Raw genomic sequence first — 13,986 nt, forward strand, 5'->3', positions numbered from 1 at the left:
TGGAATACTGATATTTGAACTCAATACATCAATATTTCAAATAATGAGAATACACGCTAGAAAAAGAAAATTACATACTATTATCGCATTATGCTTCATGTCAACCCTACTTGCATGCTCAAATGATGACACTTCAACTATTAGTAATCCAATAATCAATGTAAACCCGTCATCATCTGAAAGAGGTGCATTAATTTCATATCAAGAAAAGGGACATCTCACTACAGGGGAGATTGCCAGTAATGGCGCCAATATTGGAAATGTTTCAACTTTAACCACGCATGATATAAAAGCATACAAAGTAATTTATAATTCCCTGTACGCGGGTGAATTAACAAAAGTTTCTGGACTTGTTTTCGTGCCTCAAAACACATTAGGGGCATTACGTATAATTCAGCATCATCACGGTACTATTATACCTTCAGCAGATTCCAAAGCCGAGGTGCCTTCTAACTATAACGGAAGTTCTACAGATGATGATATAGAGACAAGTTTTATTGGGGCGGTTATGGCTTCAAATGGATATGTGGTCTCTCTTCCAGACTATGTCGGATATGGGGAAACAGCGCATTTAGAGCATCCTTATACAGTGCATCATGAATTAGCTGAAGTATCTGTAGACATGATTAGAGCAACCAAAAACTTATTGAATGCGCTTTCAGTAGATTTCTCTAAGAACGTTTTTCTTACTGGATGGAGCGAAGGCGGTGGTGCTGGTCTAGCTACCCACAAATACCTACAGTTAAACTACCCCAAAGAATTTAACATCAAAGCAAGCTCTCTTTTTGCAGGACCTTATGACTATTTTTTATTCACTTCGGATATTCTGGCTAACAATGATGAAAATTTAGATAATTTGGATATCTATAACTGGAGTATTTATTCTGTAAATAAATTTACACCGTCCTTAAGTCTTACAAAAGAAACCATCTGGTCGTATACGGTTGAAAATCAAACACAGGCACTAAACATCCCATCTTATAAACCTAACAATATTTATCAACCAGAAATTTTGAATCCGTTTCATCCTGAATACATAAGACTAACCAACTTAGCTAGTAACAACTCATTAATAAATGGCTGGACACCAACGGGTAACTTATTTTTTCACTCTGGGACAGATGATGAAATCGTACCGCATTACAACAGCACAAATGCTCATAAGCAGTTTGAATTAGTGGGAGCAAATTCAAAACTTTATGAATACCCTGGGGAAGACCATTATACACCTTTATACAATTATGTAAAAACCACCATTCAAGATTTCAATTCAATACAATAGTTCTATTTTCAATAATAAAAAACCTAAACCATGACTAGAAAAGAATTTGTAAAAATATGTGGTATCCTTGGCATTGGTTTGCCATTGCAATCTACATTTGCTGCTTGTAGTGAAACTAGTGATAGCAGTGAAGCTTCTAATATAAATAAAGTCATTATTGTAGGCGCTGGACCTGCTGGCCTTACATCTGCCTATCTGCTAAATCAACAGGGTATAGAGGTTCAAGTTTTAGAAGCGAATTCTTATTACGGCGGACGTACAAAACGCAATACCAATTTTGCCAATTTTCCAATTCCTTTGGGCGCCGAATGGCTGCATGTAGAGCGCGGTGTTTTTGATGAAATTGTAAACGACGCTAATATTCAGGTGGAGACTAAAACCACGCCATATAATCAATCTACAGATTTTGGTTTATTCGAAGGGATGCAAATTAGGCCTCAAGACATTGGTTTTACCATTGATCAAAAATTCATCAGTTCCTCTTGGTTAGATTTTTTTGAAGAATATATTGTACCATCAATTGAATCGAAAATAGCGTATAACAAGGTGGTACAATCTGTTAACTATTCGGCTAACCAAGTAGAAGTTAAAACAGTCACCGAAATCTACACAGCCGATAAAGTTATTGTTACTGTTCCTGTTAAAATGCTTCAAAATGGAGCTATTACTTTTACACCAGAATTACCAAATGACAAAGTCAATGCTATTAATAACGTTACGGTTTGGGATGGCTGCAAAGCATTTATTGAGTTTAAAGAAAAATTCTACCCTACTTTTATAGGCTATGATATTATGCCAGAATCTGCCGGACAAAAATTGTATTATGACGCCTCTTACGGACAAAACACAACGCAACATATTTTAGGTTTATTTGCTGTTGGTACAGGTACACTGCCTTATGTAAACTTATTGGATACAGACCTAATAGATTTTATATTGAACGAACTAGATGCCATTTTTAATGGTAAAGCTTCAGCAAATTATGTAAAACATACTTTTCAGAACTGGAATAAGGAACCGTACGCTAATGGGGCATACATTAATGACGAGGAGAACTGGAAATTAATACGAACTTTAGGAACATCCGTAAACGGCAAACTATTCTTTGCAGGTGATGCCTACACCAATGGAGAAGATTGGAGTAGTGTTCATGCTGCAGCTCGTTCTGCTAAGAGGGCAGTCCGTGAAATGACTAGGTAAACGCTAATTCAATTTATAATGTATATGTTCCGCCTCTAATTCACTTATAAGTTCCTGACAGACTCTTATTTTTTGGGTTCTACTAGACATATTCAATTTAATTTTTTCCTTGGCATCGTAAACTATAAAATTAAGGGTATGGTTACCAGGGTGAAGGCTTAATAGGTCTTGTATTTTTAAAACCTTATCCTCTTTTAAATCATTTATATCTAATTGCAGCGATAGTTTTTTAGCATACTGTTCCATAACATCTTGTAACAGTTGAAAGTTGTTAAATTGTAACCTAGGATCGCTCTTTTTACCAGTATCCTTATTTACCCAACCTTCACGAACAAATGCTTTTACAAATACAAAGTTGCTTATCATTAAAAAGTGCCTGAATTTTAAGTATTCCTCTCCAAAAATTCTGAACTCATAACTATCTGTATAATCTTCTATGGTGAACATGCCCCATCCCTTTCCTTGCTTACTTACACGATGTTGCACATCGGTAACTACACCTCCAAAAACTAACTCTCTATTTACATAAGGCTCTAAATTATTAAACACACCAACCGTTGCATTACAGAAGGTTTTCATTTCGGTTTTAAAATCATCTAATGGGTGCCCCGAAATATAAATTCCAACGACCTCTCTTTCTTTAGATAATTTTTCCATGGTTCCCCAATCTTCACAAGGCGGAATGGCAGGTTCTGCAATCTGTACTTCACTAGATTCACCAAACAAACTTACCTGAGCAGAATTCTCATTTTCTTTATGTTTTTGGGCATATTTAATGACCATTTCCAAAAAGGTATTATCTGTCTCTCTATGGAAATATTGTGCTCTATGCGTTTCTCCAAAACAATCAAAACCACCGGCATAAGCTAAGTTTTCGAAAGCTTTTTTATTGGCAGCTCTTAAATCTATTCGTTTTGCAAAATCAAATATAGATTTGTAATGCCCCCCTTCTTTTCTATTATCAACAATAGTCATTACAGCGCCATGCCCTACACCTTTAATAGCCCCCATTCCAAAACGCACCGCATTATCTTTGTTTACTGAGAATTTATAATAACTCTCATTAACATCGGGTCCAAGAACATTTAGTTTCATACGTTTACATTCTTCCATAAAGAAGGTAACCGATTTAATATCATTCATGTTATTAGACAGTACTGCCGCCATATATTCTGCTGGGTAGTGTGCCTTTAAATATGCTGTTTGATAAGCTATCCAAGCGTAGCATGTAGAGTGCGATTTGTTAAAGGCGTAACTTGCAAAAGCTTCCCAATCTTTCCAGACTTTTTCTAATACTTTAGCATCATGTCCGTTAGCACTTGCTTGCTCAATGAACTTAGGCTTCATTTTGTCTAGAACAGCAATTTGCTTTTTCCCCATTGCTTTACGGAGAACATCCGCTTCACCTTTAGTAAAATCTGCTAAACTTTGAGACAATAACATTACCTGCTCTTGATATACTGTAATTCCGTAGGTTTCTTTAAGATATTCCTCCATGGCTGGTAAATCATAGGTGATTTCTTCATCACCATGCTTACGCCTAACGAAACTTGGAATATATTCCATCGGTCCTGGACGGTATAAGGCATTCATTGCAATAAGATCCTCAAAGACTGTTGGTTTTAAATCCCTAAGGTGTTTTTGCATACCAGGAGATTCGTATTGGAATACCCCAACAGTTTCTCCCCTTTGGAACAATGCATAGGTTTCTTCGTCATCTAGAGGGAAATTTTCGGGATCTAACTCAATGCCATGTTTTGCCTTTACAATTTTAACGGTGTCCTTAATTAAAGTTAGGGTCTTTAATCCTAAGAAATCCATTTTAAGCAGTCCTGCAGATTCCACCACCGAGTTATCAAACTGGGTAACATACAAATCGGAATCTTTGGCTACAGAAACCGGAACGAATTTGGTAATATCATCTGGAGTAATAATCACACCACAGGCATGAATTCCCGTATTTCTTACTGAACCTTCAAGAGCTCTAGCTGTATTTACAGTTTTGGCTTCTAAATCGGTGCCTTCAGAAATATTTAGTAACTCATTAACTTTTTCTAATTCCTCAGCTCTGAATTTACTAGCCAACCCTTTTTCGTCTAACTTAAAAATCTTATTTAGTTTAGACATATTAGGGATTAACTTTGCTATTCTATCGGCATCAAATAGTGGCAAGTCTAGTACACGCGCAGTATCTCGAATAGACGATTTTGCCGCCATAGTACCATAAGTAATAATTTGCGCTACCTGATTAGCTCCGTATTTTTCGATTACATAGTCCATTACCCTACTTCGGCCTTCATCATCAAAATCAATATCAATATCGGGCATACTAATACGATCCGGATTTAAGAAACGCTCAAAAAGCAGATCGTACTTCATAGGATCTATATTGGTAATCCATAAACAATAGGCAGCCACAGAACCTGCAGCAGAACCACGCCCTGGACCAACCGATACGTCCATATTTCTAGCTTCGCGAATAAAGTCTTCTACAATTAAGAAATAGCCAGGATACCCAGTATTTTCAATTACACTCAGTTCAAAGTCTAAACGCTCAATGACCTCTTCAGATAACGGGTCTCCATAACGTTTTTTGGCGCCTTCATATACCAAATGTTTTAAATACGCATTTTCACCGCGTTTACCACCATCAACTAAGTCTTCTTCGTGTTTAAACTCATCCGGAATGTCAAAAGCAGGTAACAGTACGTCACGCGCTAATTGAAATGCTTCAATTTTATCAGTAAGCTCTTTAGTATTATAAATGGCTTCTGGCAAATCTTTAAAGAGCGCCTTCATTTCATCAGAAGACTTAAAATAATACTCTTGATTTGGTAGTCCGTAACGATACCCACGTCCTCTACCTATAGGTGTTGCTTGTTTTTCACCATCTTTAACACATAATAAAATGTCATGGGCATTAGCATCATCTTGGTTTTGGTAATAGGTATTATTGGTAGCAATAAGCTTTACGTTATGCTTTCTTGCCAATTTTACCAAAGTGGTATTTACACGATTCTCATCTTCTTGATTATGGCGCATAAGTTCCACGTATAAATCATCGCCAAACGCTTCTTTCCACCATATTAACGCTTCTTCAGCTTGGTTCTCACCAATATTTAATACCTTACTCGGAACCTCTCCATAAAGGTTACCCGTTAGTACAATTACATCTTCCTTGTATTGTTGAATGAGTTTTTTATCTATTCTAGGCACGTAGTAAAACCCATTTACAAAGGCATGAGAGGATAATTTTGCCAAGTTGTGATAGCCATTTTTATTTTTAGCCAATAGCACAACTTGATAACCATTATCTTTTCTAGATTTATCTAAATGATCTTCGCAAACAAAAAACTCACAACCTATAATTGGTTTAATTAGCTTTTTATCTGTTGTTTCTCCTTTCTCTTCAGCCTCTTCAATAGCAGCTTTGATTCCTTTATTTTGGTTGTTTACCGCATTAATAAAGTGAAAAGCCCCCATCATGTTTCCGTGATCCGTTAACGCTACCGCAGGCATATTATGAGACGCAGCTGCAGCTACCACATCTGGAATACTCATAGTGGATTGTAATACCGAAAACTGAGAGTGATTATGCATATGCACAAAATCTACATTGGAAACATCTACATCTACCGCACCATCATCAATAGTAACATTAGATTGAAGATTTTCTAAACGCTTGCGAATCTTATCACTTTCTTGCTTAAGATTTACATGTTTTAAACCAATAAGCTGAATGGTATCAGGGTTGGCTTCTTTGTACTTTGCCTGATAATCGTCTTCAACATCTAATTGTTCCTTGGTATATTCACCTAAACGCACCAACTCTAAGAAACAACGTGTTGTTGCCTCTACATCGGCAGTTGCGTTATGCGCTTCAGCAAATGGCACGTTGAATAAAAACTCATGTAACTCCGTTAAGGTTGGTAATTTAAAGCGTCCGCCACGTCCTCCAGGAATTTTACACAAGTTTGCTGTATGTTCTGTACAGGTATCTAAAACTGGTAGTTCTTGCAATTGGTTTGCAATATCACCTCGCACAAATTCCGCGCCCATGATATTTAAATCGAACTTTACATTCTGTCCAACTATAAATTTCGATTTTTCTAAAACCGCATTAAATTTCTCTAAAACTTCAGAAAGCGGCACACCCTGCTCCGCAGCCAATTCAGTAGAAATACCATGGATTTTTTCGGCATCATAGGGAATATTGAATCCTTCTGGTTGTACCAAATAATCTTGATGTTCAATACAATTACCCATGGCATCATGCAATTGCCATGCAATTTGAATACACCTTGGCCAGTTATCTGTATCGGTAATTGGTGCATCCCAACGTTTAGGTAATCCGGTAGTTTCCGTATCAAATATTAAGTACATAAAAAAGTTTAGATATTTGTCGTTAAGCTTCTTAGATCTTTTCGTTCTTAGAAAAACGAAGTGTATAAAAATACACAATCAATATTGATATTCTTAGTCGAAGTTATTACGAGTTTTGAACAAAATCTACCTAACTTTTGCACAGCTTAACTCAATAAAAGTTCTATTTTTGAAAGCATTCAAAATCAACATAATGAAATTAAAACTAGTCATCCTTGTATTTGCATTAAACATCATAAATTTATTTTCTCAAGATGTACCGCTTTACATAGGCACTTTTACAAATGAAGATAGTAAAGGTATTTACCATACAACCTTTAATACAGAAACAGGACAATTGGGCACAATAGAATTAGCTATTGCCATAGATGATCCTTCTTTTTTAGCCTATAGTCCAAATAGAAAACAACTGTACTCTGCTCATAAAAACGGATTCATCTCTTCATATAATGTTGAAGAAAACGGGCAACTATCTTTACTAACTAGAGTGAAAAGCGAAGGAAAAGGCGCTTGCCACATTGCGGTTAATGAAACAGGTGATAAGGCCATAAGCTCAAATTACGGAGGAGGCACCTCTGCCCTATTACCAATAGCCAATGATGGTTCCTTATTACAAGCTTCGCAGGTTTTTAATAAAAATTCAGAAAACAAAAAGTCTAGAGCACATTCTGCATTTTTTTACAAAGACGAACTGTACGTGGCTTATTTAGGTAAAAATGCCGTTTCGCAATACAAACTAGCCCCTAATTCCGACACCTACGAATTGAGTTCAAAAGCTATTGTAGACGTTAGTGGAAATCCAGGACCAAGACATTTTACCTTTACAAAAGATGGTAACTATGTTTACATTATAAATGAATTGGGATGTTCCATAAGTGCAGGTAAAAGAACCTCTAATGGGTTTGATTTAATTGAAACAGTATCTACCTTACCAAAAGATTTTAAAGACAAGAATTCTTGTGCAGATATACATTTATCTGAAGACGAACAATTTTTATATGGCTCTAACCGTGGCGAAAACACTATAGCAGTATTTAAAAGAAATGCCAAAACTGGTTCTATAAAACGAATTCAAAACATGAGTGTACATGGAGATTGGCCTAGAAACTTTACTTTAGATCCTTCCGGAAATTTTTTATTGGTGGCCAATCAAAAAAGTAATAATATTTCTGTTTTTAAGGTAAATACATCTACTGGAAAACTTTCGTTTTTATATGATGTAAAAACCCCTACACCAGTATGTTTATTATTTTAACTAAATGCTTGATAATTAAAAATATTGCAGTACATTTGCACCCTCATTAATAACAGAGGTCGGGAACCTCAAATAATTAATTATTATGCCAGTTAGAATAAGATTACAAAGACACGGTAAAAAAGGAAAACCTTTTTATTGGATTGTTGCCGCAGATTCGCGTGCAAAAAGAGATGGTAGATACCTTGAAAAGTTAGGTGTTTACAATCCAAACACTAACCCTGCAACTGTCGATTTAGATGTTGACGGTGCTGTGAAGTGGTTACAGAATGGTGCTCAACCAAGTGATACTGCAAAAGCATTATTATCTTACAAAGGTGCACTATTAAAAAATCACTTAGCTGGAGGTGTTAAAAAAGGCGCTTTAACTGAAGAACAAGCTGAAGCTAAGTTCAACGCTTGGTTAGATGAGAAAGCTGCTAAAATTCAAGCTAAAGCTGATGGATTATCTGAAGCTGAAGCTAAGGCTAAAGCTGACGCGTTAGCTGCTGAAAAAGCTGTAAACGAAGCAAGAATTGCTGCTGCTGCTCCTGTTGTTGAGGAAGAAGCTGAAGAGGCTGCAGAAGAAGTTGCTGAGGAAGCAACAGCTGAAGCTACTGAAGAAGCTCCTGCTACAGAAGCTGCTCCAGAGCAAAACGAAGAAGAAGCATAAAAATTAAATTTTTATACTTTTAAACTCCGATAGTTACTATCGGAGTTTTTTATTTGATTATTCTAGTGTCATGCTGAACTTGTTTCAGCATCTACCAAATCTCTATTAGAGAGACCCTGAAACGCGTTCAGGGTGACAATAAATAATTTGTCATGAAAAAAGACGACTGTTTTTACTTAGGTAAAATTGTAAAAAAATATAGTTTTAAAGGTGAAGTATTAGTAAAACTAGATACGGATCAGCCAGATCTTTATGAAAACCTAGATGCTATTTTCTTGAACTTTAAAAACAATTTAGTTCCTTTTTTTATTGAAAAATCGCAACTTCATAAATCCGACTTACTCCGAATAAAATTTGAAGATGTAGATACAGAAGCTGATGCCGATGCACTTATAAAAACAGAACTATTTCTCCCTTTAGAACTGTTACCTAAACTAGATGGTAATAAATTTTATTATCACGAGGTAATTGGGTTTACCGTGAAAGATAAAAACTTTGGAGATGTTGGTATCATTACAGCAATAAACGATTCTACTGCCCAAGCTCTTTTTGAAATAGACAGAAATGGTGTTAATATTCTAATACCAATGAATGATGAATTTATAGTAGAAGTAGATCGAGACAACAAGATTATAACTGTAGAAACTCCAGAAGGTCTAATTGACTTATACCTATAAAAAATAAGAGATTTTTAATACGAAGAAGCCATTATAGGCTCACCTCTTTCTATAACATGTAGTCTAGCTTGAATACTATCACGTTGTTTAAGCAGCATTCTACAAAGCGTTAAAGGCAGGTTTATTTGAGATAACAAATCATCATACTTATTTACGCTCAACACTTCCATTTCATAAACCTTTTCTAAGAAATCTAAATCATTACCAATTTTAAAGTACTTTTTGTAATTGGTTCTTATCAAATGGTTACGTCTTTTTAAAGCTAAAGTAGTTTCACCACCTTTATCAATCTTATCAAGTTCTTTTTTTAGAAATTGTACAAATTTACCACGCTCTGCTCCTATCTTTTTTGAGTAAGCAATATTATCAGTAAACTTTAATTTTTCACTAACCTTAACGTAAGTATTCTCTACCTCCTCACTTAAAATTAGCAAATCATTTAGTTTTTCTACAATATGCGTGACGTTCTTCAAAACTTTTACTCTTTAACGTTTTTAAATATACGTAATAACAACTCCTAAAAGATTCTAAAATTATAAAGTTTTTATATTAGTTGTTAACAATTTCTATTTAAATCTTTAACATTGCGAAAATATAAAATATTAGCATGTCACAAAAGCCTTTTAAGTTTAAAGAATTCACAATACATCAAGATCAATGTGCAATGAAAATTGGCACCGATGGTGTATTACTAGGAGCATGGGCCTCTATTAAGAACCATCCGTTTGCCATTTTAGACATTGGCGCTGGCACAGGAATTATAGCTCTTATGATGGCTCAAAGAAGTACTGCCGAGGTAATTGATGCCATAGAAATTGACGATGACGCCTATGAGCAATGTGTTGATAACTTTGAACAATCTCCTTGGGGAGATCGTCTCTTTTGTTACCATGCATCTTTAGAAGAATTTGCAGAGGAAATTGACGATGAGTACGACTTAATCATTTCTAATCCTCCATTCTACTCAGAAGATTACAAAACCGAAAATGCCTCCAGAGATAAAGCTAGGTTTCAAGATGCGCTACCTTTTCATCATTTAATAGAAGGGGTTAGCAAACTACTTTCCAAAACAGGCAGTTTCTGCGTAATAGTACCATTTAAGGAAGAAGCGAATTTCATTGAGTTAGCCTTAGAGCATGGACTTTACCCTAATGATATTCTACATGTAAAAGGGCATTCAACCTCAGAGATAAAACGTAGTTTAATGGCCTTTTCTTTTTCGCAAAGCGACGTTAGCTCCAAGGAATTAATTATAGAAACGGCTAGACATGAGTATACGCCAGAGTATATTGCACTCACTAAAGATTTTTACCTCAAGATGTAGTGATTAAGAAAATTTAAATTTTATCCCATTGTCAGTTCGAGTGATTGCACGATAGGCAATTGTATCGAGAACCTCTTGAGTAGCCTTAAAGTTTCTTTGAGAACTTCTAAGCGGGAACTTACTTATTGCATACCTCATTATATGCACTACTTATAAAATTAAACATTATTTAAAAAACCCATTATATTTTTAATTATTTTCAATAAATTTGACTTACAATTGAATAATATCAAAATATGAAGCCAGATTTATTCGAAGCTCCAGACTATTACAACCTAGATGAGCTCCTTACAGACGAACATAAATTAGTACGTGATGCAGCCCGTGAGTGGGTTAAAAGAGATGTAACTCCCATAATTGAAGATTACGCTCAAAAAGCAGAATTTCCAACACAAATTATTGATGGTTTAGCCGGTATCGGTGCTTTTGGTCCATACATTCCACTGGAATATGGCGGCGCTGGTTTAGATCAAATTAGTTATGGCCTCATAATGCAAGAAATTGAGCGTGGTGACTCAGGTGTTCGCAGTACTGCTTCTGTACAATCCTCTTTGGTCATGTATCCTATTTTTAAATATGGCAACGAAGCGCAACGCAAAAAATATTTACCAAAACTAGCTTCTGGTGAATGGATGGGTTGCTTTGGTTTAACCGAACCTGATTACGGCAGTAACCCAGGGGGTATGGTGACCAATTTTAAGGATATGGGCGATCATTATTTACTCAATGGGGCTAAAATGTGGATTAGTAATGCGCCTTTTGCACAAGTGGCTGTGGTATGGGCAAAAAATGAGGAAGGTAGAATTCATGGGCTTATTGTAGAACGCGGTATGGAAGGCTTTTCTACCCCAGAAACCCATAATAAATGGTCTTTACGTGCCAGTGCAACTGGAGAACTTATTTTTGATAACGTAAAAGTGCCTAAAGAAAACCTATTACCAAATAAATCGGGGTTAGGCGCGCCTCTTGGCTGCCTAGATTCTGCCCGTTATGGTATTGCTTGGGGTGCTATCGGAGCTGCAATGGATTGTTATGATACCGCATTGCGCTACAGCAAAGAACGCATACAGTTTGATAAGCCTATAGGGCAATTTCAGCTTCAACAAAAAAAGCTTGCCGAAATGATTACTGAAATTACCAAAGCCCAACTCCTTGCATGGCGTTTAGGTGTTCTTAGAAATAATGGTACTGCTACCTCAGCACAAATTTCTATGGCGAAACGTAATAATGTAGATATGGCGCTTAAAATTGCTAGAGAAGCACGCCAAATGTTAGGCGGTATGGGTATTTCTGGTGAGTTTTCTATTATGCGCCATATGATGAACCTTGAAAGTGTAATTACTTACGAAGGCACCCATGACATTCATTTATTAATTACTGGATTAGATGTTACAGGTTTAAATGCTTTTAAGTAAATTAGCACAAAACCAACTTCATGAATAAAACTTTTTTTACCCTAGCTTTCGTATGTCTGTTTCAAATGTCTTTTTCTCAAAGAAAAGATTTCAAAGAAGTAAGCATAGATCAACTTATAACTGAAACTCAATTTTCTAGTGATGATACAGATTCTATTGAACTTATCTGGTGGATGCCGACAGAATATTGGGATGTGGTCTTCTCCCAAGACGACACAGTTTCTGCAAGTGAAAAAGAAGCTATTATAAGTCTTTTAAAAGATTATGTTGCCGTAATTGCTGTAAAAGGTAAAATTGGCCTTTTTGGAGGTATTACATATTCACCAAAAGATGCTGTTGAAGATGCTATGAAAGTAAAATTTAAAGATGAAATTCTTGAGCTTGTTAAAGAGGAGGATTATAATCCAGATTTGCTAAACTTCCTATCTGCCATAAAACCAATGTTAAAAAACATGTTAGGTTCTATGGGAGAAAATATGCAGATTCTACTCTATAAAGATCCAGGGTTTAAAAAAATTCTTCCCGTTGATCCTTATGGTTCTGATGCACTGCATTTTATACTTGGTGATTTTAAAGCTAAAGCAGATTTACCATTAGGCTCTCTTTTAAAAGAAAAGGTTTGTAAAAATTGTAGCAAATTACTTTCTGGTAAATGGTCTTACTGCCCATATGATGGAACTGCTTTAAGTGCAGCTGAATAAAATTTAGTTAACATAGACATAAAACTAAGAATCATGTATACCTTACATGATTTTTTTTTGTACCCAACCAATTCACTCATTAGAAAGAGGAGTTCCCTAACTCTAGTTTAATTTTTACAACTATTGATTCTAGCTTAGCTGTAAATTAAACCAACCAATATGAAAGAAGTAGTTTTTATACTCCTAGTGATTTCCAAATTAGCGCTAGGTCAAACAAAAGAAATTAAAGGCACAGTTACAGACAATAATAATTATCCAATTGCTGGCGCTACAATCAAAGTAAAAACGACTTCAATTGGCACGTTTTCAAACTTTGATGGAGAGTTCACCATAAAAATTCCAGATTCATTAAACACTATTGAAATATCTTACTTAGGCTTTGTAACCAAAGAAATTAATGTTTCGGACATCTCTAATACAAATAAAGTTATCACCCTAAATGAAGACATTTTACAATTGGATGAAATTGTAACCGTATGTAGGTGGTATGCACAATATATTGGTCTAAACTATTACGGAGGACTTAACAATTCTGGAAGAGGTTTCATGTTAGAATACGTTGATCCGTACCCACTAAAACTACCTATTGTTCCTGAGATTAGATTTGGATATCAAACCAATTCAAAAGAGAACAAACAAATATTGGTGGAGTTTAATTTAGATGACATAATCAGAGTTTTTAGAAAAACCCTTGATATTGACTTTTCATACAATAATATTGAATTAGGCAACAATTTCAAATGGAAAGCTTTTAAAGCAACTCTAAAAACCGAGTTCAAAACCTTTCGCTTAAAAAGGACATCATTCTCATTTGGCCTCGGTAAATCTACCCTGAATTCAAAAAATAGATTTGGTGTTACAGGTGGTTTCGAACAATATTTATGTGGAGGCATTAGAGTTACTTCAGAGATTACCAATTGGGGAAACTCTTGGCAGCTTCAACCCGGTTTAAGTTGGAGTCATAAAGGTTTTCGGTTTTTTTACAACTTCAACACTATAAATAGCTATTCAGAAAATAACATTGGCCTTGGTTACCGAATAAGTTTCTAAATTATTTGCCTCTGCGAAGATTTAAACTTCGCCGAATCATGTCCCTT

Annotated in this window: 11 protein-coding genes; 9 read left to right on the plus strand and 2 right to left on the minus strand. The window is 35.5% G+C overall.

The annotated features are described in order from the left end of the window. Window positions 1-97: 97 nt before the first annotated feature. Window positions 98-1,282, plus strand: coding sequence for an alpha/beta hydrolase family protein (locus tag FUA24_RS22195; RefSeq protein ID WP_187388365.1), 1,185 nt, complete (start codon window positions 98-100; stop codon window positions 1,280-1,282). A gap of 30 nt (window positions 1,283-1,312) precedes the next feature. Then, window positions 1,313-2,482 (plus strand): flavin monoamine oxidase family protein, encoded by a 1,170-nt coding sequence (locus FUA24_RS22200; protein ID WP_148545299.1) that lies wholly within the window; start codon window positions 1,313-1,315, stop codon window positions 2,480-2,482. 3 nt (window positions 2,483-2,485) lie between these two features. Here the strand turns inward: FUA24_RS22200 and dnaE are convergent, their stop codons facing one another. Beyond that, window positions 2,486-6,865, minus strand: coding sequence for a DNA polymerase III subunit alpha (gene dnaE / locus FUA24_RS22205; protein WP_148545301.1), 4,380 nt, complete (start codon window positions 6,863-6,865; stop codon window positions 2,486-2,488). A gap of 193 nt (window positions 6,866-7,058) precedes the next feature. Between dnaE and FUA24_RS22210 the strand changes: the two genes are divergently transcribed. The 3 genes from FUA24_RS22210 (at window position 7,059) to rimM (ending at window position 9,449) form a co-directional block, all read left to right on the plus strand. Beyond that, complete coding sequence (locus FUA24_RS22210; RefSeq protein ID WP_148545303.1) at window positions 7,059-8,120, plus strand: lactonase family protein; 1,062 nt, start codon at window positions 7,059-7,061, stop codon at window positions 8,118-8,120. Between the two features lie 85 nt (window positions 8,121-8,205). After that, on the plus strand, window positions 8,206-8,772 hold the full coding sequence (locus FUA24_RS22215) for a 30S ribosomal protein S16 (protein ID WP_148545305.1): 567 nt from the start codon (window positions 8,206-8,208) through the stop codon (window positions 8,770-8,772). 152 nt (window positions 8,773-8,924) lie between these two features. Continuing rightward, window positions 8,925-9,449: a ribosome maturation factor RimM gene (gene rimM / locus FUA24_RS22220; RefSeq protein WP_148545307.1), complete on the plus strand. Its 525-nt coding sequence runs from the start codon at window positions 8,925-8,927 to the stop codon at window positions 9,447-9,449. 14 nt (window positions 9,450-9,463) lie between these two features. Here rimM and FUA24_RS22225 read toward each other — a convergent pair whose 3' ends face one another. Then, complete coding sequence (locus FUA24_RS22225; RefSeq protein ID WP_148545309.1) at window positions 9,464-9,922, minus strand: ferritin family protein; 459 nt, start codon at window positions 9,920-9,922, stop codon at window positions 9,464-9,466. A gap of 134 nt (window positions 9,923-10,056) precedes the next feature. On the opposite strand from FUA24_RS22225, the gene FUA24_RS22230 reads away from it, so the two are divergent. The 4 genes from FUA24_RS22230 (at window position 10,057) to FUA24_RS22245 (ending at window position 13,939) form a co-directional block, all read left to right on the plus strand. After that, complete coding sequence (locus FUA24_RS22230) at window positions 10,057-10,773, plus strand: tRNA1(Val) (adenine(37)-N6)-methyltransferase (protein ID WP_148545311.1); 717 nt, start codon at window positions 10,057-10,059, stop codon at window positions 10,771-10,773. A 236-nt stretch (window positions 10,774-11,009) separates the two neighbouring features. After that, complete coding sequence (locus FUA24_RS22235; protein WP_148545313.1) at window positions 11,010-12,188, plus strand: acyl-CoA dehydrogenase family protein; 1,179 nt, start codon at window positions 11,010-11,012, stop codon at window positions 12,186-12,188. A gap of 20 nt (window positions 12,189-12,208) precedes the next feature. Further along, window positions 12,209-12,889 (plus strand): hypothetical protein, encoded by a 681-nt coding sequence (locus FUA24_RS22240; protein ID WP_148545315.1) that lies wholly within the window; start codon window positions 12,209-12,211, stop codon window positions 12,887-12,889. Window positions 12,890-13,048: 159 nt separating this feature from the next. Beyond that, complete coding sequence (locus tag FUA24_RS22245) at window positions 13,049-13,939, plus strand: carboxypeptidase-like regulatory domain-containing protein (protein ID WP_148545317.1); 891 nt, start codon at window positions 13,049-13,051, stop codon at window positions 13,937-13,939. The last annotated feature ends 47 nt before the right edge of the window (window positions 13,940-13,986 follow it).

This window comes from Seonamhaeicola marinus (assembly GCF_008085455.1).